Source organism: Microbacterium sp. MEJ108Y (assembly GCF_000834175.1).
Taxonomy (GTDB): Bacteria; Actinomycetota; Actinomycetes; order Actinomycetales; family Microbacteriaceae; genus Microbacterium; species Microbacterium forte.
The window spans coordinates 93,804-117,556 of record NZ_JXQX01000012.1 but is presented as its reverse complement, the minus strand read 5'-3'; the positions used below and the strand labels follow the sequence as shown (position 1 = coordinate 117,556).

Below are 23,753 nucleotides of genomic sequence, written 5' to 3'. Positions count from 1 at the left end.
GTGTAGGAATTCTTCTGAAGAAATCGGGGAGGTGGGCCGCCGACCGGGCATGCTGCTCAGTCGGCGGCCTGAACCTTAGATCTCGTCGATCGAGGCGGCCTCGAAGCGGCTGGAGATGTTGATGCCGAGCTCCTCCGCAGCGCGGAAGGCCTCGTCGTCGGTGTCACGCAGGTTGACGAGCGTGCCGTCTGCCGAGAGGACCTCGACGTTCAGGCAGAGCGACTGCATCTCCTTCATGAGCACCTTGAAGGACTCGGGGATGCCGGGCTCCTGGATGTTCTCGCCCTTGACGATGGCCTCGTACACCTTGACGCGGCCGAGGATGTCGTCGGACTTGATCGTGAGGAGCTCCTGGAGCGCGTATGCGGCACCGTAGGCCTCGAGGGCCCACACCTCCATCTCACCGAATCGCTGGCCACCGAACTGCGCCTTACCACCGAGCGGCTGCTGGGTGATCATCGAGTACGGACCAGTCGAACGCGCGTGGATCTTGTCGTCGACCAGGTGGTGGAGCTTCAGGATGTACATGTAGCCCACCGAGATCGGCGCCGGGAACGGCTCGCCGGAGCGGCCGTCGAACATCTGGGCCTTTCCGGTGGAGTCGATCAGGCGCACACCGTCACGGGTCGGGATGGTCGAGTCGAGGAGACCTGCGATCTCCTCCTCGCTCGCACCGTCGAACACCGGGGTGGCGACCTTGGTGCCGGGCGCGGCCTCGAAGGCGTCCTTCGGGAGCTTCGTAGCCCACTCCGGGTTTCCTTCGACCTTCCAGCCCTGCTTCGCGATCCACCCGAGGTGGGTCTCGAGCACCTGACCGAAGTTCATTCGACCCGGGATGCCCAGCGGGTTCAGCACGATGTCGACGGGGGTTCCGTCCGCGAGGAACGGCATGTCCTCGATCGGGAGGATCTTCGCGATGACACCCTTGTTGCCGTGACGACCGGCGAGCTTGTCACCCTCGGTGATCTTGCGCTTCTGGGCGATGTAGACCACGACTCGGCGGTTGACACCGGAGCCGAGCTCGTCGTCGCCGTCCTCGGCGTTGAACTCCTTGACGGCGATGATCGTGCCCTGCTCACCGTGGGGCACCTTCAGAGAGGTGTCACGGACCTCGCGGCTCTTCTCGTTGAAGATCGCGCGGAGCAGACGCTCTTCCGCCGACAGCTCGGTCTCGCCCTTCGGCGTGACCTTGCCGACGAGGATGTCGCCGGGGCGGACCTCGGCGCCGATGCGGATGATGCCGCGCTCGTCGAGATCCTTCAGCAGCTCAGGGCTGACGTTGGGGAGATCACGGGTGATCTCCTCCTTGCCGAGCTTCGTGTCGCGGGCGTCGACCTCGTATTCCTCGATGTGGATCGAGGAGAGGGTGTCGTCCTTCACGAGGTCCTGGCTGAGGATGATCGCGTCCTCGAAGTTGTAGCCTTCCCACGTCATGAACGCGACGAGGAGGTTCTTTCCGAGGGCCAGCTCGCCGTTCTCGGTGGCGGGGCCATCAGCGATGACCTCTCCGACCTCGACGCGGTCGCCCTCGTTGACGACGACCTTCTGGTTGTACGACGTGCCCTGGTTGGAGCGGTCGAACTTGCGCAGGTGGTAATCCTGCGTTCCACCCTCGTCGAGCATGACGGTGACGCGGTCTGCGGAGACCTCGGTGACGACACCCGGCTTCTCAGCCGTGAGCACGTCGCCGGCGTCGATGGCGGTGTAGCCCTCCATACCGGTTCCGACGAGCGGCGAGTCGCTGCGCAGCAGCGGCACAGCCTGACGCTGCATGTTGGCGCCCATGAGCGCGCGCTGCGCATCGTCGTGCTCGAGGAACGGCACGAGCGAGGTCGCGACCGACACCATCTGGCGAGGCGAGACATCGATGTAGCCGATGTCCTCCGGGAGGAACATGTCGACCTCGCCGCTGCCGCCCTTGGGGCGGGCCAGGACGTGGCTCTCGATGAAGCGACCGTTCTTGTCGAGCGGGGCATTGGCCTGCGCGATGTTGAAGTCGACCTCTTCGGAAGCCGTCAGGTAGTCGATCTCCTCGGTGACGACGCCCCCGGTGACCTTGCGGTACGGGGTCTCGATGAAGCCGAACGAGTTGATGCGCGCGAAGGTCGCGAGAGCACCGATCAGACCGATGTTCGGGCCTTCCGGGGTCTCGATGGGGCACATGCGGCCGTAGTGCGACGGGTGGACGTCACGGACCTCGACACCTGCGCGGTCACGGCTCAGACCACCGGGGCCGAGAGCCGAGAGGCGGCGCTTGTTGGTCAGACCCGCGAGCGGGTTGTTCTGGTCCATGAACTGCGAGAGCTGCGAGGTTCCGAAGAACTCCTTGATCGCTGCGACGACGGGGCGCACGTTGATCAGGGTCTGCGGCGTGATCGCCTCGATGTCCTGCGTGGTCATGCGCTCGCGGACGACGCGCTCCATGCGGGAGAGACCGGTGCGGACCTGGTTCTGGATCAGCTCGCCGACCGCGCGGATGCGACGGTTGCCGAAGTTGTCGATGTCGTCGGTCGCGATGCGGATGTCGGCCTTCTTGCCCGAGCGGATGCCGGGGAAGGTCTCTTCCGTGCCTGCGTGCAGACGCACGAGGTACTTGATCGTCGCGACGATGTCCTGAACCGTGAGGACCGAGTCGGTCAGCGGTGCGTCGAGACCGAGCTTGTGGTTGATCTTGTAACGACCCACCTTCGCCAGGTCGTAGCGCTTCGGGTTGAAGTAGAAGTTGTCGAGAAGCGCACGCGCAGCCTCGGCAGCGACCTGCTCGCCCGGACGCAGCTTGCGGTAGATGTCGCGGAGCGCATCTTCCTTCGTGACGATGGTGTCCTTCGCGAGCGTCTCCTCGATCGAGGTGTAGCCGGCGAACTCCGTGAGGATCTCCTCGCTGGTCATGCCCAGCGCCTTGAGGAACACGGTGACCGACTGCTTGCGCTTGCGGTCGACGCGGACGCCGACCTGGTCGCGCTTGTCGATCTCGAACTCGAGCCATGCACCACGGCTCGGGATGACGCGCGCCGACACGATGTCCTTGTCGGACGTCTTGTCGGGGGTCTTGTCGAAGTAGACACCCGGGGAGCGCACGAGCTGCGAGACGACGACGCGCTCGGAGCCGTTGATGATGAACGTGCCCTTGTCGGTCTGGAGCGGGAAGTCGCCCATGAAGACCGTCTGGGTCTTGATCTCGCCCGTGAGGTGGTTCATGAACTCGGCCTCGACGTACAGCGGAGCGGCGTAGGTCTTGCCACGCTCCTTGCACTCCTCGATCGAGTACTTCTCCGGCTCGAGGTACGGGTTCGTGAACGACAGCTGCATCGTTTCGCCGAGGTCCTCGATCGGGGAGATCTCCTCGAAGATCTCGCCGAGGCCGCTGTTCTCGTTCACGTCTGTGCGGCCGGCCTTCTTGGCCTCTGCGACACGAGCCTTCCAGGCGTCGTTGCCGACGAGCCAGCCGAAGGATTCGGTCTGCAGAGCGAGAAGGTCAGGGACCGTCAGCGTGTCGGAGATCTTGGCGAACGAAAGACGGGATGCTCCGCGTCCGTTCTTAGTGGTGGTGGTGGTGGATGCGTTGCGAGCAGCAGCCAAGGGAATAACCTCCGTGAGCCCCGCAGGGCTTCTCGATTCCTTTGTCGTCAGGTGAGTGTGCGCCCGGATGCTCAACGAAATGCCGACCACCATATGAGGGCAGGGAGAAGCGAGCGCAACTACCAACTATACGCGCGAACTTGCGACATGGCAAGCTCAATCCTTGACGTTCTTCGGATGCTGCGGTATTGGCGCCCTCAGGACGCCTCGTCGGACGTCGGTCAGACCCAGGTCCAGGTGACGAGGATCGACTCGGCGACCGCCTGCCGCTCGTCGGGAGTCACCGTGTCGCTGAACGAGAACGTGACGACGTAGGTCTGGTCGTCGGTGCTGACGTAGTACTGCTCGACGCTGTAGGTCGTGCCCTCGCTCGTCATCGACGCCGACAGGTGAGCGGACTCGGAGTCTGCGATCGTCACCCGGTCGTTCACGACGATGTCGGTCGCGCCGGCTCCCTCGAGCTCGGTCACTCCGGCGCTCTCGACGAGGTCAGGAGTGACGAGGCCGGCAGGCGACTCGAGGACGTTGACGTTGTCGGCGAACCCGTCCGTGTCCTGTCGGTTCGCGGCGAGCGTGTCCGGGCTGAAGCCGGCGATCTCCTGATCGGGCACGGCCCACCCCTCGGGGACGACGTAGGTGTACCCGTCTCCGGTGATCGTCTCTCCCGTGGCGGGTGCCGCGTCGAGACTCGTCGATTCCTGGGTGCTCGGAGCACTCGACTCCGCCGGCTCCTCGCCCGTCGAGGTCGACGACTCCGTGGTCGAGAAGGAGCATCCGGTCAGGACGAGCGATGCAGCGAGGAGGATGACTGCCGCGGACGGAAGGGGAGAGCGCATGGCCACAGCCTATATACCGGCTGTGACCATGCGCTCTCGGCGCCTCAGGAGGCGATGTTGAGTTCGTTCCCCGGGATCGACGCCAGCAGGCGGCGCGTGTACGGGTCGCGCGGGTTCGTGAAGATCTCCTCCGACGAAGCCGCCTCGACGAGAGATCCGTCCTTCATCACGCACACGTAGTCGCTGATCAGTCGCACGACCGCGAGGTCGTGCGAGATGAACAGATAGCTGAGCCCGTACTCGGTCTGCAGGTCGCCGAGCAGTGTGAGGATCTGGTCCTGCACGAGCACGTCCAGCGCCGACACCGGCTCGTCGCACACGATCAGATCGGGCGAGAGGGCGAGCGCCCTGGCGATCGCGACACGCTGCCGCTGCCCGCCGGACAGCTCCGACGGATACCGCCGCAGCATGGACTGCGGCAGGGCCACATCGTCGAGCAGCTGGCGGACGCGCTTGCGCCTGTCGGCGCTGCTCCCCCGCTTGTAGAAGTCGAGCGGCTCGGAGATCAGGCGCTCGATCGTGAACATCGGGTTCAGGCTCGAGTACGGGTCCTGGAAGATCGGCTGCACCCGCTGACGGAAGTCCTTCGTCTCCGCGCGGTCGAGGGACGCGATGTCCTTGCCCCCGTACCGGATGAGGCCGCTCGTCGGCTCGATGATCTTCAACAGCATCCGCGCCGTGGTGGTCTTGCCGGACCCGGACTCGCCCACGATGGCGACCGTCTCCCCCCGAGGGATCGCGAGGGAGACGTCGTTCACGGCGACGAAGTCCTCCTTCTGCCCTCGGACCGGATACACCTTGGTGAGGTGCTCGAACTCGACGATGTGGTCGGCGGCCGGAACCCCGGGCGTCACCTCGTCCGCCAGGGCCGGAGCATCCGCCCCTTGAGCGGGCCGGTCCTCGACACGGAACGCCTCCGGCCGCAGGCGCGCTGCCGCGACCGACGGTGCCGCCGCCACGAGCGACTGCGTGTACGGATGCTGCGGCGCCTCGAGGATCTGGTTGGCCGGCCCCTGCTCTACGACCTTGCCCCGGTGCATCACGACGACGCGCTCGGCGCGCTCGGCCGCGAGACCGAGGTCATGCGTGATGAGCAGCACGGCCGTGCCCAGCTCGCGCGTCATCTGACCGATCTGATCGAGGATCGTGTGCTGCACGGTGACGTCGAGCGCACTCGTCGGCTCGTCCGCGATCAGCAGACGAGGTTTGCACGCCAGACCGATCGCGATCAGCGCGCGCTGGCGCATGCCGCCCGAGAACTCGTGCGGATACTGCTTCGCACGGCGTTCGGGGTCGGGCAGGCCCGCGGCGCTGAGCGCCTCGACGACCTTCTCCTTCACGTTCTGCCTGGTGGCGAGACCGTGCGCGAGGAGGGTCTCGGCGACCTGGGTGCCGATCTTAGCGACCGGATTCAGGTTGGACATCGGGTCCTGTGGCACGAGGCCGATATCACGCCCCCTGATCGTGCGCAGCTCGTTCTCGGAGGCGCGCGTGATGTCGCGGCCGTCGAGGCGGATGCTGCCAGCGGCGACGCGGCCGCCCCCGGCGAGCAGCCCGATGATGGCCATCGCGGTCGTCGACTTGCCCGACCCCGACTCCCCCACGATCGCGACGGTCTCACCCGGAGCGATCTCGAGGTCGACGCCCTCGACCGCGTGCACGACGCCGTCCATGGTGGCGAAGTCGACGGCCAGGCCCTCGACAGACAGCAGGGGCGCGTTCGGCGCCCGGTTCTCGTTCGCAGCGTTCATCGTGCTCTCGTCCTCGGGTCCATGGCCTCGCGCAGAGCCTCACCGAACAGGGTGAAGCCGAGCGCGGTGACCGCGATGCAGATGCCGGGCAGGAATGCCAGCCACGGCGCGATGGCGAGCTCGGCCTGCGCGTAGGTGAGCATGCGCCCCCACTCGGCCGTCTCGGGGCGACCGCCGCCGAGACCGAGGAACGACAGCGCCGCCGCATCGATGACAGCCGTCGCCAGCGTGAGCGTCCCCTGCACGATGACCGGGCCGATCGCGTTGGGCAGGACGTGCGACATGGTGATCTGACCGCGTCCGAGGCCCAGCGTCTGGGCCGAGAGCACATAGTCGCTCGATCGCTGCTGCAGCATCGACGCGCGCAGCAGGCGCGCGAAGATCGGAACCTGCGACGCACCGATCGCGATCATCACCGCGAAGGGCGTCTGACCCAGGATCGCGGCGATCGAGACGGCCAGCAGCAGGTTCGGCACCGACAGGATGATGTCGACGACGCGCATGATGAGCGTGTCGACCCATCCGCCGAACGTGCCGGCGAGAAGACCGAGGATCATTCCGCCGACCAGACCCAGGGCGGTCGAGATGACACCGATCAGCAGCGACGCCTGCGCACCCCAGATGAGCTTGGAGAGCACGTCGCCGCCGAAGCGGTCGAGGCCGAGCGGGAACTCGGGCAGCTCCCCTGGTCCCGGGATGTGCGTCGGCGTGATGAACTTCGCGCCGGGCAATGCGGTCTCGGGGTACGGAGCGAGCACGGGAGCGAGCACCGACACCAGGATGAACACCAGGACGATGCCGGCGCCGATCCAGGCGGTGGGGTTGCGGCGGAGGCGGCGGAACACATCGTGCCAGAATCCGCCAGGGCCCTCTCTGAGCCCTGCTCGGCCGACGGCGACGGTGTCGACGACCTCGCCGCTCGCTGCGGATGGTCCTTGCGCGGGTGGGAGCGAGATGGTCATGACGCCACCCCCTTTCGGAGAACGAGACGGGACATCACTGCACCCGCACTCTCGGATCGATGAAGCTGTACGACACGTCGACCGCCAGGTTGATCAGCGCGTAGGCGATCGCGATGAAGATGATGAACCCCTGGAGCACCGGGAAGTCCCGCGTGAAGATCGCCCTCGCGAGGAAGGATCCGATGCCGGGGAACGCGAAGACGGTCTCGGTGAGCACCGCCCCCGAGATGAGGAGTCCGGTCTGCAGACCGATCGTCGTGATCACGGGCAGCATCGCGTTGCGCAGGATCACGCGACTGCGCAGAGTCGACGAACCGACGCCCTTCGCGCGGCCCGTGCGCACGTAGTCGGCGTTCTGCACCTCCAGGACACTCGCCCTGGTGATGCGGACGATGATCGCGAGCGGGATCGTGCCGAGCGCCAGCGCCGGGAGGACGAGGTGCATGAGCGCGTCCCAGGACGCGTCGAACTCGCCGGTGATGATGCCGTCCCAGACGTAGAACCCCGTCGGGTGCGTGGCATCTATTCGGGGGTTCTGACGGCCGTCCGAGGGAAGCCACCCGAGCTGCACCGCGAACACGTATTTCAGGATGAAGGCCAGGAAGAACACCGGGATGGTGATGCCCACGAGGCTCAGCACCACCGACGCGTGGTCGGTGAACTTGCCGTGGCGGCGAGCCGCCCAGTAGCCGAGCGGGATGCCGACGCCGACCGCGAAGATGAGCGCGAGAACACTCAGCTCGAGCGTCGCGGGGAAGCGACGGAAGAACTCCTCCGTCACGGGCCGGTTCGTCTGGATCGATGTTCCGAAGTCGCCCTGGAGGAGGCGGCCGACCCAGATGAAGTACTGCTCCAGGATCGGTTTGTTGAAGCCGTAGAGTTCGTTGACCCTGGCGACGGCCTCCGGAGTCGCCTTCTCGCCGAGAAGAGCGACGGCCGGGCCGCCTGGCAGGGCCCTGACCCAGGCGAACAGCAGGATGCTGAGGCCGATCAGAGTGGGAATGAGGAAAAGCAGTCGCCTGCCGATGGTGCGCAGCAAGAGGTCTCCGTTGATCAGAAGGTACGCCGGTCCCGGGCCTCCGCGGCGAGCGCGGAGACCCGGGTGGGCATCTCAGTCGGTCAGACCTACTCGGTGAGGACGATGTCCGTGAAGACCTCGTCGTTCACCGGGCTGGCGGGATAGCTCTCGACGCGAGGGTCGAATGCCAGTGTCGGCGCCGGGTGCGCGATCGGCACACCCGGGATGAACTGCGCGACCATCTCGTTGATCTCCTCGTAGAGGGCCGTCTGGTCCTCGAGGTTGGAGACACCGCGAGCCTCGTTCAGCTTCTGGAACAGCTCGGGGTTGTCGAAGCCCCACTCCGAGCTCTGCTGACCGAAGAAGACGCCGACGAAGTTGTCAGTGTCGTTGTAGTCACCGGTCCAGCCCAGCAGGTGGATGCCGTGGTCGGCCGTTCCCGTGGTGCGGTCGAGGTACTCGACCCACTCCTCCGAGACCGGGGTGGTCTCGACGCCGACCTCGGCCAGCTGCGACGAGAGCACCGTGAAGATCTGCTCGGGGTCCGGCATGTACGGACGCGAGACGTTGACCGGGTAGTTGAAGGTCAGCTTCAGCGGGTTGGCCTCGTCATAGCCTGCCTCTGCGAGCAGGGACTTGGCCTTCTCAGGGTCGTAGTCGTAGGTCGTGACGTCGGGGTTGTAGCCGTTGACGGTGTCGGGAACGAACTCGATCGCCTTCTCGGTGCCCTCGGGGAGGACCTGGCTGATCAGCGCATCCTTGTCGACCGCGTACGAGAGCGCCTCACGGACCTTGGGGTCCTGCAGCTCGGGGATGGCCTGGTTGAAGGCGAGGTAGAGGATCGTGAAGGGAGGGCGCGACACCATGGTGAAGCCGTCGTCCTCGAGCGCCTTGGTGTCGGCAGGACCCACGAGGTCGTAGCCGTCGATCGATCCGGACTCGAGAGCCTGGCGACGCGCGGTCGGGTCGTCGATCGTGCGGAAGATGATCTCGTCGATCTGGCCCGCCTCGCCCCAGTAGTCGTCGTAGGCCTTGAGCGTGACCTGCTCGCCCGGCGCCCACTCGTCGAACTGGTACGGGCCGGTGCCGACCGGGTGCCCCATCGCGTACTCGGAGAGCACGGGAGCCTCGGCGGAGCCGCTCACGTCGTCGGCGCCGAACTCCTGGAGTGCCGACGGGCTCTGCATCGAGAACGACGGCAGCGACAGCGACGCGACGAATCCGGCGAACGGCTTGTTCAGGTCGATCGTGACGGAGTAGTCGCCGTCAGGGGTGCAGGACTTGTAGACGGCGTCCGCCGGGCTGTCGGCGTAGCCCTTGAAGAGCTTGTTGTAGTAGTAGCCGAACGCCTCTGATGCCGCGAGGCCGGTCCAGTTGTACCAGCGGTCGAAGTTCGCGCACACGGCCTCGGCGTTGAACGGGGTGCCGTCGTGGAAGGTGACGTCCTCCTTCAGAGTGAATGTGTGGCTCATGCCGTCTTCCGACGACTCCCACGACTCGGCGAGCAGCGGTGCCGGGTCGGCCGTGCCGGGTTCGGTACCCACGAGGCCCTCGAACATCTGCCGCGAGACGCGGAAGCTCTCGCCGTCCTGTGCGAATGCCGGGTCGAGGCTGGCCGGGTCGGAGGATGCGGCGAACACGAACGTGCCGTCGACATCGCCCGCAGCCTCTCCGCCGTCGTCGCTGCGCTCGCTGGCGACGCATCCCGAGAGGACCAGCGCCGCCAGTGCGGCTCCGGTGACGGCGAGGAGTCCTCGCCGACGCGTGACTGAGTGGTGCATTGTGTGACCTTCCTGTCGAGCGCTACAGTGCGCGTCCCGAAGACATCGTCGACTTCGGAACGGTGATGCCTCGACGCTACCCAGTGCGCATTCCGATGCAAACACCTCCAGGTTGCATTCCTGTTACGGAAGTTACGTGGTCGTGCCCATCCGGTAATGTCCACAACGTGCCCGACACATCTCCCCTCGCCGTCTGCGTCGGCGAGGGCCTCGTCTCTTTCGTCCCCGCCACTGCCGCTCCTCTCGAGGACGTGCGCACCTTTCACCGATCGCTCGCCGGGGCGGAGTGGAACACCGCGATCGCACTGGCGTCGGCAGGAATCCGCACCGCTGTCGTGTCCCGCGTGGGCGACGACGGTTTCGGTCGGTTCCTCACGGCCGAGCTGCGCAGACACGAGGTCGACGATTCGGCCGTCGACGTCGACGCCGAAGCCCCGACCGGTCTCTACGTGAAAGAGCTGTCGCCTCGCCCAGACGGCTCGGTCGACGGGACGATGCACTACTACCGCTCGGGCTCAGCAGCCGCGGCGCTGTCGCCCGCGACCCTCGAATCCCCCGCCGCATCCGTCCTTCTGGGTCAGGCGGCGCTGGTGCACACCTCCGGGATCACGCCTGCTCTCTCGGCTTCCGCGCGGGCTGCACAGGATGCGCTGTTCGATGCACCCCGCGACGGTCGGCTGCTCAGCTTCGACGTGAACTGGCGCCCCGCGCTCTGGCGCGGACGCCAGGACGAAGGGCGCGCCGTGATCTCGGACTACGTGCGCCGCGCCGACATCGCGTTCTGCACTCGACCCGACGCACAGTCGGTGTTCGGCACCGCCGAGCCGGATCGGCTGCGCGAGCTGTTCCCCGAGCCGAGGTATCTGCTCGCCACGAGCCCCGACGGCGCCGTGGCGTTCGACGGAGCGGAACGCACCGACAGCAGGTCGCTCGACGTCCCCGTCGTGGAATCCATCGGAGCCGGCGACGCGTTCGCCGCCGGGTTCCTCGCCGGCGTGCTGACCGGACTCTCCCTCACCGGCAGCCTCGCCCGCGCGCACAGGATCGCGACCAGAGCGCTGGTCAGCACCCGCGATCACATCGACTGATCGGCCCCTACCGGCGGCGCCGAGACGCCGCGGCGTCGTGCGTGAGCTGCAGCGGGATGACCACGGGTTCGCCCCGGTGCTGCACGACGCGCACGAAGAGGATGTCGACCAGCGCCAGCTGTGCGATGCGGCTCGACATCGCGGCCATCCGGAACGGCGACTCCTGCGCGTAGGTGATCAGCACGATGTCGGCGGCGAGCGCGAGCGTCGAGTCGGGCGCGCTCGTGATCGCCACGGACAGCGCACCCGCGTCCCGGGCGATCTCGACGGCGCGGACGACCTCCTGGGTCTCGCCGCCGTGCGAGAAGGCGATGACGACGTCGTCCGAGGTCCGCAGCGATGCCGTCGTGAGGGCCAGATGCGGATCAGCGGAGTGCGCGACCGAACAGCCGATGCGCGCGAGCTTCTGCTGAAGGTCCTGGGCGGTCAACGACGAGGCCGCCTGCCCGAACAGATCGACGTGGCGGGCTGCCACGACGGCCCTCGCGACCCGGTCGAGTGCGTCCGCGTCGAGCCCGCGCGCCGTCTTCTCGATCGCGTCGATCTCCTGAGCTGCGAGCTTCGCGGCGATCGCCGACGGCTCGTCGTCCGGGTCGATCGCCGTGGTGTCGAGGCCGAAACGCGCCCGCTGCGCCTGGGCGAGCGTGACCGTGCGAGCGACCGCCACCCGCAGCTCCCGGTACCCGCTGAAGCCGAGCGACTGCGCGAACCGGGCCACGGTCGACAGAGACGTGTGACAGAGCTGCGCGAGATCGTTGATGGCGAGATCGACGACGAGCGTGGGGTCGCCGAGGATCGTCTCCGCGACCCGTGCTTCTGCAGCACTCAGTCGAGGAACGGATCGGCGCACCAGCGCGAGAACATCGTCGTCCACGGTGTCATCCTGCCTCAGTCAGGCGGTCCTGCGCTCGCGGGCGACCGAACGGCGCGGTGCGAAGCCCCGCCGGTGAGTCGATCTCTGGCGGCCTGAGCACCGATCCTGCTCGCGGATCCGACCTCCACGACGGGGAGCGGCAGTGGCCGCCTGGCCGCGAGTCCGACGTTGACCACGACGGCTTCGGGGTCGCGCAGAGCGGCGCGTTCGACCAGCGAGCGCTGCGCGTCATCGGCGTCAGGCCGATCCAGGAGGATGACCGTCAGCCCCTCGGCGAGGACGGCTCGCTCGAGAGCGGAGTCCTGCTCGTCGATCGACGAACGCGCGACGTCGACACGAACACGGTGGCCGTCGGCTGCGAGCGTCTGAGCCACATACGCGGACGCGCTGTCGACAGCGAGAGTCGAACGACGGCGGGCGTCGACCACCGCGAGCACTTCGGCATCCGCGGTCGCGCCGGTGATGGCTCGTCGGACGATCTCCGATCCGTCGTAGCCGACGGGAGGCGCGGTCGTGGCACGAGTGCGGAGGGTCTCGGCCAGACGGGCGACCCTCTGGGCCGCAGCGGCGAGTCTCTCGCGCGGCAGCGAGCCGTCGCTCACCGCCGCGAGGATCCCGTCGCGAGCGGCGAGGAAGTCCCGTCTGTCCTGGTCGGGGAGCGTGGCTTCACCCCGGTTCGTCGGGTTGCCGATGCACAGCAGATCGACGCCGGCCGCCACGGCGCGTGCGGCGCCCTGGCCGATGCCGACGGTCTCGCGGATCGCCGCCATGTCGAGTGCGTCCGAGATGATGACGCCGTCGAAACCCCAGTCCCGCAGCATCCCGAGCACCCGGGGATTCAGCGTCGCCGGTTCCTCCCCCCACGCCGGAACGACGATGTGCGCGGTCATGATGGCGTCGACCCCCGCGGCGATCGCGGCACGGAACGGCTCGAGGTGCACGCTCTCGTACTCGGCGATGTCGAGCGAGATCTCGGGCAGCGCGTGGTGCGAATCCAGATGCGTGTCGCCGTGTCCGGGAAAGTGCTTGACGCATGCGGCGACGGCATTGCTCTGCAGTCCGTCGACCGCCGCCTGCACGTGACGGGCGACGAGTTCTTCGTCGCTGCCGAAGGAACGGACCCCGATCACGGGGTTCCGCGGATCCGTGTTCACATCGGCGACGGGCCCGAGCACCACGTTGACGCCGACCGAGGCGACCCGTCGAGCGAGCTCCGCACCGGAGTCCCTCGTCGCATCGACATCGTCGACGATGCCGAGCTGGGCGGCCCCCGGGAGGGTGGAACCGGCCGCCGACTCGAGGCGCGTGACGTTGCCGCCCTCCTCGTCGATCCCGATCAGCGCGTCCGGGTTCGCGCGGAGGATCTCGTCGCTCAGGGCAGGCAGCCCATTACCGACGTTTTGGCTGAAGTACACCGCTCCAGCCAGGCCGTCGCGCAGCTCGGCGAGGAGCCAGTCCGGCGCCTCGGTGCCGAGGAACCCCGGCCAGAGCACCGCGTTGGCGAGGCGGACGAGCTCGTCGGTCATCCCTTCACCGCTCCCGCGACCATGCCTGCCGAGAGGCGACGCTGCACGATCACGAAGAAGACCATGACGGGGATCGTGATGATCGTCGACGCGGCCATGATGCTGCCCCAGTCGTTGGAGTGCAGACCGAAGAAGGACTTCAGACCGATCGAGACCGTGTACTGGTCGGTCTCGCTGCCGAGGATCGTCATCGCGAAGATGAACTCGTTCCAGGCCGTGATGAAGCTGAAGATGCTGGTGGCCACGAGGCCGGGCATCACGAGCGGCAGCAGGATCGAGCGGAACATCCGCCACCAGCTGGCCCCGTCGATGTACGCGGCCTCTTCGAGCTCGACCGGCACCGCGGCGACGAACCCGCGCAGCATCCAGATCCCGAACGCGAGCGAGAGCGCGACATAGACGACCATCAGACCGAGGATGCTGTTGAGCAGTCCGAGGCTCTTGACCTGAAGGAAGAGCGGGATGACGAGAGCCTCGAGCGGGACCATCTGCACGACGAGGATCATCATCAGGATGGTCGTGCGGAACTTGAACTTGAACCGGGCGACCGCCACTGCCGCGAGCAGACAGACCAGAGCACTCACCAGAACCGTCACCAGGGCCACGATGGCCGAGTTGCGCAGGTAGGTGCCGAAGCCGCCGTCGGTGAGGACGAAGGCGAAGTTGTCGAACGTGAATTCCTGGGGCAGCAGCGACTGACCGCCGCTGGATGCCTTGGCATCGAACGCGCTGGAGACCATCCAGTACACGGGGAACAGCGTGAAGATCAGGACGGCGGCGATCGCGATGCCGGTGCCGAGGCGCGACATGGCGGACGGGCGGGGGTTCACAGCTCGTCCTCCTTCATCAGGGAGCGGATGTACACGATCGTGATTCCGATCAGCACGAGGGTGAGCAGCACGGCGAGGGCGGCGCCGAACCCGTAGCGGTTCTGGCCGAAGGATTCGACGTACGACCAGACGCCGAGGTTGAGCACCGACCGGTTGCCTCCCCCGCCGCCCGGCATGAGGTAGACCTGCGCGAAGACCTTGAAGTCCCAGATCGTCGACAGGATGATGACGACGGAGAAGACGGGCTTGAGCGTCGGGAAGATGATCTTCCAGAAGCGCATCCAGGCGTTCGCCCCGTCGAGCGCGGCCGCCTCGAGCATCTCCTTCGAGACGCCGAGGAGACCGGCGAGCACCGTGATCGCGACGAACGGGAAGCCGTGGTGCACGACGTTCAGCAGCACGATCGCGTAGAACGACCACTGGTTGGTGAACCAGTTGACCGGTTCGTCCATCAGACCGAGGTTCTGCAGGGTGGTGTTGAAGATGCCCCGGTCGGCGTCGAAGATGAACGTCCAGACGTAGGTGCCGGTGACGGCCGGCATGGCCCACGCGACCATGATGCAGCTCGAGACGATGGTGCGCCAGACCGTGCCCAGCTTGGCGAGCAGGAGCGCGACCAGCGTGCCGACCGCCACCGTGACGAACACGGCGACAGCGGCGAAGCCGACGGTGTTCGGCAGGACGACGGTCCACAGCGTCGGGTTGGTGAGCGCCTCGACGTAGTTGTCGACGCCGATCCAGTTGTTCTCGCCCGTGTTGATCTCGCGCAGACCGTAGTCCTGCAGCGAGAAGATGAAGACCTGGATGAGCGGCCAGAGCATGAGCACCGCGAGGATGACCAGCCCGGGAGCGAGAAGAAGCCAGGGGCGGGCCGTGAGCAGCGAGAGTCCTCGCCGCCGGGGCTGGCCGCCGGCCACGGAGGCGGAGGTGGACTCCGCCTTCGTGGCCGGCAGTGGCGCTTGCACCATCGACATGAAGGGATACAGCCTTACTTGTTGAGCAGCTCGGTCATCTCGGCTGCGGCATCCTTCGTCGCCGTGGCGACGTCCTTCTGCCCGCCGAGGATCGCCTGGATCATCGAGTTGGTGGTCTTCTTCGCCTGGACGGCTCCGAAGTTCGGGGTGACGGGCACGGATGCGCCGCCCTCGACCATCTGCTGTGCGAACGGAGCGACGAGCGGGTCGGTCGAGGCGAGGGCCTCTTCCATCGCCGACTGGACGCCCGGGAAGTAGCCGGTCTCGTCAGCCCACTGCTCGGCGAACTCGCCCGTGGTCATCAGCTTGACGAACTCCCACGCGAGGTCTGCGTTCTTCGTCGTGTTGAAGACCGACAGGTGCGAGCCTCCGAGCACGGACGGAGCGATTCCGCCGTCCTCGCCCGGGATCACTGCCGCGCCGATCTTGCCGTCGAGTTCGGGGTTCGCCTCGATCAGCGCCTTCGGGGTCCACGAGCCCGAGAGCATCATGGCGACGTTCCCCTGCGTGAACGAGTCACGGAGGTCCGTCTCCTTCCACGTGGTGGCGCCGGCCGACGAGAAGCCGTGCTCGGTCGCGAGTCCGGTGTAGAACTCGATGCCGGCCTGCGACTCCTCGCTGTCGAGCTCGCTCGTCCAGGTCTTGCCGTCGAGGGTCGCGACCTCGCCGCCCGCGCCCCAGACCCAGGGGTACACCTGGAACTCGGCGTCGCCCGCGACGGGGAACGGCAGCATGTCGGGCTTGGCTGCCTTGATCGCCTCACCGGCAGTGACGATGTCGTCCCACGTCTTCGGAGCCTCGAGACCGAGCTCCTCGAACACGTCGGTGCGGTAGACGATCGAGCGGACACCGGCGTACCACGGCATGCCGTACAGCTCTTCGTCGTAGGTGCCGGCGACCGCGAGACCCTCGACGAGGTCGTCGCGCAGGCCCTTCTCAGCGTCGACGTACTCGTCGAGCGGCTCCAGGGCACCTGCGTCCGCGAACTCCGCCGTCCAGGTGGTGCCCGTCTCGGCGATGTCGGGCGTGGTGCCGCCGGCGATCGACGTGACGAAGCGGTCGTGAGCGTCAGCCCACTGGATCTCCTCGATCTTGACCGTGGCCCCGGTCTCGTCTTCGAAGGCGCTCGATACCTCGTCGTAGAACGCAGTCGCGTCGGGGTTCGTGCCCTTCATGATCCAGACGGTGAGCTCCTGGCCCTCTCCGTCGACGGCTCCGCCGGTGTCTGCTCCGCCACCGGCACAGGCCGCCAGGCCCAGTGTGGCCACGGCGCCCAGCGCCATGACCGGAAGAATGCGCTTGTGCATCAGGGATCTCCTCTTTGAACGTCCTGGCGGCATCGGGTGCCTACCACGTAGGAAAAAGTATTCATCACTAACTAATTCCCTGCAAGTTATTCTCGGAAACGTCATGCGGCCGTAACATCGGCCTCCGCGGGTAGGCTCACGGCATGTCAGGGGCCCTCGACGACGCGAAGCGCTCGACGGTCGCGCGCCACGCGGGTCTTCCTACGCCCAGTGCGTTCTCGACTCTCTTCAGACTCCTCGGAGTCGCCCTGGCGGTGATCCTCGTCTCGTCCGTCGCGGTGGCGGGCTTCGTCGCCGCGGACGTGCTGAACCGGGTCGGCGAAGGTGCGGTCACCCTCGAGGACGACGTGGACGTGGCTCCTCCGTCGCTGGGCGCGTACCCGAGCGACAGGGCCTTCAATCTTCTCATCGTCGGGACGGACGAGTGCGGAGAGGTCTCGACGAAGATCCTCGGCGATCGATGCGCCCAGAGCGAGCAGAGAGCCCTGAACGACGTGACCCTCCTGGTCCACGTCTCGGCGGCGCCTCGCGCAGTCACCGTCGTGTCGTTCCCCCGCGACCTCGGGCTGGAGGTGCCCGAGTGCGAGAGGGAAGACGGTTCGACCGCGTCGGCGATGTCGAAGGGACGGATCAACGAGGTCTTCGAGCACGCCGGTGTCTCGTGCGTCGCGAAGACCGTGACCGATCTCAGCGGACTGCCGGTCGAGTTCGCCGCCAAGATCAGCTTCGACGGCGTGATCGCGATCACCGATGCGATCGGCGGAGTCGACGTGTGCGTCGCGGGTGAAGGCATCCACGACACCCTCGCCGGTGTCGACCTGCCGGTCGGCACGCACACGGTGTCGGGCGCAAGCGCCCTCGCATTCATCCGCACACGGCACGGAGTCGGCGACGGGAGCGACCTCGCCCGCATCTCGAATCAGCAGCAGTACATGTCGCGACTGGCCAAGAAGATCCTGAGCGCCGAGACGCTGACCGACCCGTCGAAGGTGCTTCGGCTGATGGACACGGTCGCCGACAACATCGTGCCGAGCGAGTCGCTGAGCAACGCCCTGACCCTCACACAGCTGGCGCTCGCCCTCAAGGATGTCGAGTTCTCGGACTTCGTGTTCGTGCAGTACCCGAACCTGACGGACCCGGAGGACAGCGACAAGGTCGTACCCGATTACGACGCCGCGGCCCCGCTCTGGGCGGCGCTCAGCGCAGGAGAGCCCATCACGCTCGCCGGTGACGTCGCGACGCATCGGAGCGTGGAGCTCGCGACGCCGCCGCCCGTCGACGAGCCGGTCGAGACGGCGACCGAGGCGCCCGAGGCGCGGGCGACCCTCCCCCCGGAGATCTCGGGGCAGACCCTCGACCAGGAGACCTGCTCGGTCGGCGTCCAGGCGGACTGAGCGCGTAGTCTCGGAGGATGGGCAGGACGCGCGCGAAGGACACCGAACACCCGCAGGCCCGCCTCGACCACGGAGGCATCGCCCGTATCGTGCCGTCGGAGTTCACCACCGGGTTCGAGCTCATCGTTGACGACACCCCGCAGTCGCACGTCGACCTCGATGACCCCACGCACCTGCACTTCGAGTACATCGTGCGCATGGGCGCAGTCATCGACCAGCTCGCGGGCGGCCCCCTCACCGCGGTGCACCTCGGAGCGGGAGCGCTGACGATCCCCCGCTACATCGAGGCCACACGGCCCGGTTCGCGGCAGCAGGTGATCGAGCTCGAGGCTCCGTTGGCCGCACTCGTGCGCGAGCACCTTCCGCTGCCGAGAGGCGCGTCGATCAGACTGCGGATCGGTGACGCCCGCGGAGGCGTCCGCCGTCTTCCGCCGGCCATCGTCGGCAGCTGCGATCTGGTCGTGTCCGACGTCTATTCGGGCGCCCAGACGCCTGCCCACCTCACCAGCGTCGAGTTCTACCGCGAACTCGCCGAGCTGCTCGCACCGGGAGGCGTGCTGCTCGTGAACGTCGCCGACGGCCCCGGCCTCGCCTTCGCTCGACGTCAGGTCGCGACGATCGCGGAGGTGCTTCCCGAGATCGGCGTCCTCGCCGACACCCAGGTGCTCAAGGGCCGCAGGTTCGGCAACCTGGTGATCGCGGCATCTGCCGCTCCCCTCCCGACCGAATGGCTGCCGAGGATGCTGGCCGCCGGACCGCATCCGGCGAAGATCGCCCAGGGCGCCGAGGTGACCGCGTTCGTGCAGGGTGCACGTGTGGTCACGGATGCGGATGCCGTGGCCTCGCCTCGCCCGGATGCCTCGCTGTTCCTCCGCTGAGCACCTCGATCGAGATCGGATGCGAGGGTGCGGGGCGTGCCGCCCCGACGACGGCGCCGTCGCGAGGCACACTTGACGGGGGACGCTGCGGAAGGAGAGCAATGAGTTTCATCAGAGGCTATGACCACGAGAGCCTTCGCGAGCGCGTCGATCTCGATGAGTGTGCGGCACGGCTGGAGGAGATCGACGGTCAGCGCAGCCTTCCGGCCCTGCTCGAGCGCGTCTGGCTGCTGAAGGTGCTCGACCGCCTGGACGAAGCCCTCCCCCTCGCTGACGAAGCCGTGCGACAGGCTCGCATGGCCGGAACCCGCAAGGACGTTCTGCGTGCCCGGGTGCTGCACGCCACGATCCTGCAGTACCGCGGCGCACACACCGCCGCCGCACAGGAACTCGCCACGTGCGCAGCCGAGGCGGAAGGGCAGCGCTGGGTCTCGATCGCGGCTTTCGCCCATCACCACCACGGCAAGAACGCCTACGAAGCCGGCGACTACGAGACGGCCCGCGAGAGCTTCAAGCAGTCCCTCTTCCTGCGTCGTGAAGCGGGAGCCCAGGACGGAGAGCTCGAGACGGTGCTGCTCGCGATCGAAGCCGCCGAGCGGCGGCGTACGACCCAGCTCGTCGCGGGCTGACGGTGCATCGAGCCGGCTGACGCTGCGCTGAGCGGTCCGACGCTGCGCTGAGCGGTCCGACGCGGCGATGTCGGCGGTATGGCTTAGCCTGATCGCATGGCGGAACTTGACCGGGTGCGCGTGTGGGGCGAAGCACTGATCACGATGCACCTCGACGACAGCTGGTCGTTCGGTTTCGACCACGCCAAGCGCCGGGCGGGGCAGTGCGACTACACGAAGAAACGCATCACCGTGTCGCGATATCTGGCAGCCCGGTTCGAAGACGACGAGATCCACCAGGTGCTGCTGCACGAGGTGGCGCATGCGCTCGCCGGTCATGAGGCGGCGCACGGCGCGACCTGGAAGCGCGTGGCCCGCGACCTGGGTTATGTCGGCGGAACGACCCATCACGGCGAGACCGCGGTCGAGCTCGCGCCGTGGGTGGGCAGATGCCCCGCGGGTCATGTCACGTACCGGCACCGGCGCCCGTCACGCGCCACGTCGTGCGCGCGGTGCTCGCGCTCGTACGACGCCCGTTATCTCTTCGACTGGACACGTCGCGAGATCTCGGCCGACACGAAGCTCGCCGCCCAGATGTCACGCTGACAGCGTCGACACGCTGCGAGGTCGGAATCACGTCGGGCAGGACCGATGCGAGTGCGAGATCGACACCGCATCCCTCACATCGCGCAAGACCGATGCCGTCAGCGCGGTTGAGTTCCCGTCTCGGGATCGGCCCCGCGCGCTGACTCTGCCTGTGGCCCGTCCTCGACCTGAACCTCGTGTTCGGCGATCTCGTCGTGCACGACTCCATCGACCGGATCCGCGTCGTCGGAGTGTTCGGGTGACGCACCGCTGTCGCTCGTGCGCCCGGCGCGCCGGCGGAGGAGCGCCGCCGCGGCGCGCCAGCCGAGGAGGAAGACTCCGAGCACGAGTGTCGCGACGATGATGAACGCGATCTGAGCGGTGTCTCCCGTTGCGACCCGCAGCAGGGGTCCCCCCGCGACCGTGACGAGCCAGACGACGGCGCCCCATCCGAGCGACCACGGACGACGCGGCCGGGCCGGCAGCAGAGCCGCCACGACGTGCCCCACCAGCAGAGCGACGATGAAGGGCCAGGCGGTGATCAGGAACCCTCCGGGGCTCTCGCCGTGCGAGGCACGGCCAATCACGGCGAAGACGAGCACCAGGACGGCATCGACGATGAATGCGGGGACGAACCTCATGCCACGACCCTACGTCGCACGAGGCGAAACCCGTGCCGAGTGCGCGGCCTGTTGCCGACCGCACCGCGAAGCGACGCCGGCGAGCACACATTCGCGGGCTTCCGGCGATCTCGTCGTCGCGAGCCGGAACGAACCGGTCAGTCGAAGGCGACGAAGACCCCATCGCGCAGCACGGGCACGGCATCGATCGCATCGAGCTCGGCAGCGCTCGACGTCGTCGTCGGGACCACGCCGGAAGCCCGCATCCGATCGCTCGCGGCGACCCCTTCTGCGAGTTCGCGAGCCGATCCGCTGGCGCTGACCATATGGCGCAGCGCCCTCTTCAACGCTCGGAACCCCTCGGCTGCGACGGCCGCGTCGGGCGCGGTGTGGTCGATGCCCAGATCGGTCAGTGCAGCGATGATCGCGCCGGCACCCAGGTGGTCTTCGACTGCGAACCGCACTGCACCGTCGGCGTCGGCCTCGCCCGCCGCGATCACGCTCACCGATGTGCGCGCCTGATTGCGATCCTGCAGCGTGGCGATCGCTCGCGCCACCGCCGAGGCGTTGCGGAGGCTTCCGATCAGCACCACGGCATCGCCGCCACGGGTGGCGACCGCGGCGCCATTACGAGACCACCCACGTGCGTCGTCGAGCGAGACCGTGCACCCCGCGGCGACCGCATCCGCCACCGTGGAGGAGAAGCGGAGCACGTCGACGACCACGACGACGTCGGCCGGAGCGAGGCGATCGAGCCCTTCGACGCCCCAGTCGAGGCGCACCTGATACGTGGACTGGTCGAACGGAGACGGCATCCGTCCAGCCTAGAGCGACCGGATACGCCAGAACGCTCCGATGACCGATTCGGTCACAGAGCGTGCTGGCGCACGGCTGCCGTCAGTCTGCAGCGAGCGCGTCGACCGGCGCCACCCGCGTGGCGAGACGGGTCGGCGTCGCAGCAGCGACCAGGGTCAGCACGGCGGTCGCCGCGACGATGATGACGACGGGCAGCCACGGCACGTGAGGTGCGACGAGCCCGGCGGGCTCGAAGTCGGGCAGGGTCGGCACCGATCCGAGCAGCGCCTGCGCCGCGATCCACCCGTAGGCGATGCCGAGGATCAACCCGGTCACCGTGGCGGCCACCGTGATGTGCGCGGCCTCCAGCAGCACCATGCGGCGCACCTGACCGTTGGACAGTCCGATCGAGCGAAGGAGACCGAGTTCGCGGCGACGCTGCACGACGCCGATCGTCAGGAGATTGACCAGGCCGACCGCGGCGATCACCGCCGACACGGCGACGAGCACCATCATCACCGACGCGAAGGCGTCGAACGGGGTGAAGAACTCGGCGGGCGTCTCGCCGTCGACCTGACCGATCAGCATCTGCTTGACCGATTCGAGAGCGACCGCGAACATCGTGACGAGCGTGACCCCCATCACCACGCCGATCGCCATGCGTGAGGAGCGCTCCGGATAGCGCAGGGCGTTCTCAGCCGCGAGCCGTGCGGTGGCACTCGAGCCGAACATCCGCCCCACCAGACGCAGCACGGGCGGCATGAACAGCACCGATCCGAGCGCGAGCCCCGTGAAGGACAGCAGTCCACCGAAGAAGGCGACGACCACTCCGAGGGGATGCGCGAGTCCCACGACGACCCCCGCCGCCAGCAGGACGCTGCCGGCGCCCAGCAGCACCCACGCACCGATGTGACGCCCGGGGCGGGAAATCTCTTCGTGGCTGCGCTCGACCGATCCGCCGATCGCCTGCAGCGGTGTGACGGCGAGCACGCGTCTGGATCCTGCCCAGGCCGCAGCCCAGGTGGTCAGGGCGACGCCGATCACGGGCAGGGCGATGAACGGCTGTGCGAGGGAGAACCCCGTCGGCACGTTCTCGATCAGTCCGGAGCCGATCTGCACCCCGACAGCTGCGATCGCGAGGCCCGAGAGCAGACCCAGTGCCGCGCCGATGACGCCGACCACGAAGCCCTGTCTGCCGACCTGCGCCCGCTGCGAGCGCGCAGTCGCGCCGATGAGGCGCATCAGCGCGATCTGACGAGTGCGCCCCGCGATGATCGTCGAGAACGTGTTGGCGGTGACGATCGCCGCGACGTACATCGCGACACCCGTGAGGAGCACCGAGAGCAGCCCGACCACGAACGCGAGCGTCTCGCTGTCGCCGATGAACGGGTCGGCCTGCAGCACCGCTCCGAGATAGGCCGTGGTCTCGACCAGCACCACACCGAAGGCGGCCGAGAGCGTCGCGACCAGGATGCTGGCTCCCATGCCACGGTCGCGCAGCCATGCCAGGCGCGGACCCGTCGCAGACGTCTGAGCGACGACAGTGCGGACCGGAGAGTCGATGACGGCGCTCATGCCGCGACCTCGGCGGCGAGCATGTAGGCCGAGATCTGCTCAGCGCTCTGACGCGGGTGATCGGCGACGATCCGTCCGTCGCCGAGGAACAGCACGCGGTCGGCGTAGCTCGCCGCGATCGCGTCGTGCGTGACCATCGCGATCGACTGCCCGTGCTCGCGGCTCGCGGTCGCGAGCAGCTGCAGGACCTCGCGTCCGGTCTTCGAGTCGAGGTTGCCGGTCGGCTCATCCGCGAAGACGAGGTCGGGCGCGGTGGCGAGAGCGCGGGCGATCGCGACCCGCTGCTGCTGACCGCCCGACAGCTGATGCGGTCGGTGCTGCAGCCGCGATCCGAGCCCGAGCGTCTCGATCAGACCGTCGATGCGCGCCTTCTCGATCGCGCTCGGCCGGCGTCCGTCGAGCTCGAACGGCAGCATGATGTTGCCGAGGGCGGTGAGCGTCGGCACGAGGTTGAACGCCTGGAAGATGAACCCCACTCGGCGCCGGCGAAGGATCGTCAGGTCGAGGTCTCCGAGCTCGGTGATCTCGGTGTCGCCGATCCAGCTCCTCCCCTGCGTCGGGGTGTCGAGGCCGGCCATGATGTGCATCAGCGTGGACTTTCCCGAACCGGACGGACCCATGATGGCGGTGAACTGCCCGCGGCGGATGCCGACGCTGACGTCGTCGAGCGCGTGGACGGTGCCCTCGCCGGATCCGTAGGTCTTCGTGAGGTGCTGGACGCGGGCTGCGAGCCCGAGGTCGGTGGTCGTGATCTCCATACCTTCGACGCTAC

Annotated in this window: 20 protein-coding genes; 5 read left to right on the top strand and 15 right to left on the bottom strand. The window is 67.6% G+C overall.

The window, feature by feature from the left end; genetic code table 11:
* Positions 1-75 precede the first annotated feature (75 nt).
* The 6 genes from rpoB to RU09_RS07400 all read right to left on the bottom strand — a co-directional run bounded on the left by rpoB (position 76) and on the right by RU09_RS07400 (position 9,927).
* Positions 76-3,579, bottom strand: a complete 3,504-nt coding sequence (gene rpoB / locus RU09_RS07425) for a DNA-directed RNA polymerase subunit beta (RefSeq protein ID WP_042539084.1) — start codon at positions 3,577-3,579, stop codon at positions 76-78.
* 221 nt (positions 3,580-3,800) lie between these two features.
* A complete protein-coding gene (locus RU09_RS07420; RefSeq protein ID WP_042539082.1) occupies positions 3,801-4,415 on the bottom strand; it encodes a hypothetical protein in 615 nt (204 codons plus the stop codon).
* A gap of 44 nt (positions 4,416-4,459) precedes the next feature.
* Positions 4,460-6,166: an ABC transporter ATP-binding protein gene (locus RU09_RS07415; RefSeq protein WP_042539080.1), complete on the bottom strand. Its 1,707-nt coding sequence runs from the start codon at positions 6,164-6,166 to the stop codon at positions 4,460-4,462.
* Positions 6,163-7,128: an ABC transporter permease gene (locus RU09_RS07410; RefSeq protein WP_042539077.1), complete on the bottom strand. Its 966-nt coding sequence runs from the start codon at positions 7,126-7,128 to the stop codon at positions 6,163-6,165. The genes RU09_RS07415 and RU09_RS07410 overlap by 4 nt, the downstream gene beginning before the upstream one ends.
* Before the next feature lie 34 nt (positions 7,129-7,162).
* Complete coding sequence (locus RU09_RS07405; protein WP_042539075.1) at positions 7,163-8,167, bottom strand: ABC transporter permease; 1,005 nt, start codon at positions 8,165-8,167, stop codon at positions 7,163-7,165.
* Between the two features lie 86 nt (positions 8,168-8,253).
* Positions 8,254-9,927, bottom strand: a complete 1,674-nt coding sequence (locus RU09_RS07400; protein ID WP_042539074.1) for an ABC transporter substrate-binding protein — start codon at positions 9,925-9,927, stop codon at positions 8,254-8,256.
* A gap of 167 nt (positions 9,928-10,094) precedes the next feature.
* On the opposite strand from RU09_RS07400, the gene RU09_RS07395 reads away from it, so the two are divergent.
* Positions 10,095-11,015, top strand: a complete 921-nt coding sequence (locus RU09_RS07395) for a sugar kinase (RefSeq protein WP_042539072.1) — start codon at positions 10,095-10,097, stop codon at positions 11,013-11,015.
* Positions 11,016-11,022: 7 nt separating this feature from the next.
* On the opposite strand, the gene RU09_RS07390 is transcribed toward RU09_RS07395, so the two are convergent.
* The 5 genes from RU09_RS07390 to RU09_RS07370 are packed head-to-tail and all read right to left on the bottom strand — an operon-like array spanning position 11,023 to position 16,526.
* Complete coding sequence (locus tag RU09_RS07390; RefSeq protein WP_042539070.1) at positions 11,023-11,889, bottom strand: MurR/RpiR family transcriptional regulator; 867 nt, start codon at positions 11,887-11,889, stop codon at positions 11,023-11,025.
* A gap of 14 nt (positions 11,890-11,903) precedes the next feature.
* A complete protein-coding gene (locus RU09_RS07385; protein ID WP_042539068.1) occupies positions 11,904-13,415 on the bottom strand; it encodes a glycoside hydrolase family 3 protein in 1,512 nt (503 codons plus the stop codon).
* Positions 13,412-14,245: a carbohydrate ABC transporter permease gene (locus tag RU09_RS07380; protein ID WP_042539066.1), complete on the bottom strand. Its 834-nt coding sequence runs from the start codon at positions 14,243-14,245 to the stop codon at positions 13,412-13,414. The genes RU09_RS07385 and RU09_RS07380 overlap by 4 nt, the downstream gene beginning before the upstream one ends.
* On the bottom strand, positions 14,242-15,219 hold the full coding sequence (locus tag RU09_RS07375; RefSeq protein WP_042539064.1) for a carbohydrate ABC transporter permease: 978 nt from the start codon (positions 15,217-15,219) through the stop codon (positions 14,242-14,244). The genes RU09_RS07380 and RU09_RS07375 overlap by 4 nt, the downstream gene beginning before the upstream one ends.
* 14 nt (positions 15,220-15,233) lie before the next feature.
* Complete coding sequence (locus RU09_RS07370) at positions 15,234-16,526, bottom strand: sugar ABC transporter substrate-binding protein (protein ID WP_042539062.1); 1,293 nt, start codon at positions 16,524-16,526, stop codon at positions 15,234-15,236.
* Between the two features lie 143 nt (positions 16,527-16,669).
* Here RU09_RS07370 and RU09_RS07365 point away from each other — a divergent pair, with 143 nt between their 5' ends.
* The 4 genes from RU09_RS07365 to RU09_RS07350 all read left to right on the top strand — a co-directional run bounded on the left by RU09_RS07365 (position 16,670) and on the right by RU09_RS07350 (position 20,012).
* On the top strand, positions 16,670-17,920 hold the full coding sequence (locus tag RU09_RS07365) for an LCP family protein (RefSeq protein WP_042539060.1): 1,251 nt from the start codon (positions 16,670-16,672) through the stop codon (positions 17,918-17,920).
* Between the two features lie 17 nt (positions 17,921-17,937).
* Entirely contained in the window at positions 17,938-18,798 is an 861-nt protein-coding gene (locus RU09_RS07360) for a spermidine synthase (RefSeq protein ID WP_042539058.1), read from the top strand.
* Positions 18,799-18,899: 101 nt separating this feature from the next.
* Positions 18,900-19,427 (top strand): hypothetical protein, encoded by a 528-nt coding sequence (locus RU09_RS07355; protein WP_042539055.1) that lies wholly within the window; start codon positions 18,900-18,902, stop codon positions 19,425-19,427.
* Between the two features lie 96 nt (positions 19,428-19,523).
* Complete coding sequence (locus RU09_RS07350) at positions 19,524-20,012, top strand: SprT-like domain-containing protein (protein WP_042539053.1); 489 nt, start codon at positions 19,524-19,526, stop codon at positions 20,010-20,012.
* Between the two features lie 98 nt (positions 20,013-20,110).
* Here the strand turns inward: RU09_RS07350 and RU09_RS07345 are convergent, their stop codons facing one another.
* From RU09_RS07345 to RU09_RS07330, 4 genes are all read right to left on the bottom strand, one after another.
* Complete coding sequence (locus tag RU09_RS07345) at positions 20,111-20,632, bottom strand: DUF3054 domain-containing protein (RefSeq protein ID WP_082041061.1); 522 nt, start codon at positions 20,630-20,632, stop codon at positions 20,111-20,113.
* A gap of 137 nt (positions 20,633-20,769) precedes the next feature.
* Positions 20,770-21,426 carry a 2-phosphosulfolactate phosphatase gene (locus tag RU09_RS07340; RefSeq protein ID WP_042539052.1) on the bottom strand — a complete coding sequence of 219 codons (657 nt, stop codon included), beginning with the start codon at positions 21,424-21,426 and terminating at the stop codon, positions 20,770-20,772.
* A gap of 82 nt (positions 21,427-21,508) precedes the next feature.
* On the bottom strand, positions 21,509-22,981 hold the full coding sequence (locus RU09_RS07335; protein ID WP_042539050.1) for an ABC transporter permease: 1,473 nt from the start codon (positions 22,979-22,981) through the stop codon (positions 21,509-21,511).
* Positions 22,978-23,739: an ABC transporter ATP-binding protein gene (locus RU09_RS07330; protein WP_042539048.1), complete on the bottom strand. Its 762-nt coding sequence runs from the start codon at positions 23,737-23,739 to the stop codon at positions 22,978-22,980. The genes RU09_RS07335 and RU09_RS07330 overlap by 4 nt, the downstream gene beginning before the upstream one ends.
* Positions 23,740-23,753 lie beyond the last annotated feature (14 nt).

Coding starts and splice junctions, on each gene's coding strand:
- RU09_RS07350 (WP_042539053.1), top strand. CDS start 19,524: ATGGCGGAACTTGACCGGGTGCGCGTGTGGGGCGAAGCACTGATCACG.
- RU09_RS07365 (WP_042539060.1), top strand. CDS start 16,670: ATGTCAGGGGCCCTCGACGACGCGAAGCGCTCGACGGTCGCGCGCCAC.
- RU09_RS07400 (WP_042539074.1), bottom strand. CDS start 9,927: ATGCACCACTCAGTCACGCGTCGGCGAGGACTCCTCGCCGTCACCGGA.
- RU09_RS07415 (WP_042539080.1), bottom strand. CDS start 6,166: ATGAACGCTGCGAACGAGAACCGGGCGCCGAACGCGCCCCTGCTGTCT.
- RU09_RS07345 (WP_082041061.1), bottom strand. CDS start 20,632: ATGAGGTTCGTCCCCGCATTCATCGTCGATGCCGTCCTGGTGCTCGTC.
- RU09_RS07330 (WP_042539048.1), bottom strand. CDS start 23,739: ATGGAGATCACGACCACCGACCTCGGGCTCGCAGCCCGCGTCCAGCAC.
- RU09_RS07355 (WP_042539055.1), top strand. CDS start 18,900: ATGAGTTTCATCAGAGGCTATGACCACGAGAGCCTTCGCGAGCGCGTC.
- RU09_RS07340 (WP_042539052.1), bottom strand. CDS start 21,426: ATGCCGTCTCCGTTCGACCAGTCCACGTATCAGGTGCGCCTCGACTGG.
- RU09_RS07420 (WP_042539082.1), bottom strand. CDS start 4,415: ATGCGCTCTCCCCTTCCGTCCGCGGCAGTCATCCTCCTCGCTGCATCG.
- RU09_RS07370 (WP_042539062.1), bottom strand. CDS start 16,526: ATGCACAAGCGCATTCTTCCGGTCATGGCGCTGGGCGCCGTGGCCACA.
- RU09_RS07335 (WP_042539050.1), bottom strand. CDS start 22,981: ATGAGCGCCGTCATCGACTCTCCGGTCCGCACTGTCGTCGCTCAGACG.
- RU09_RS07360 (WP_042539058.1), top strand. CDS start 17,938: ATGGGCAGGACGCGCGCGAAGGACACCGAACACCCGCAGGCCCGCCTC.
- RU09_RS07410 (WP_042539077.1), bottom strand. CDS start 7,128: ATGACCATCTCGCTCCCACCCGCGCAAGGACCATCCGCAGCGAGCGGC.
- RU09_RS07385 (WP_042539068.1), bottom strand. CDS start 13,415: ATGACCGACGAGCTCGTCCGCCTCGCCAACGCGGTGCTCTGGCCGGGG.
- RU09_RS07375 (WP_042539064.1), bottom strand. CDS start 15,219: ATGTCGATGGTGCAAGCGCCACTGCCGGCCACGAAGGCGGAGTCCACC.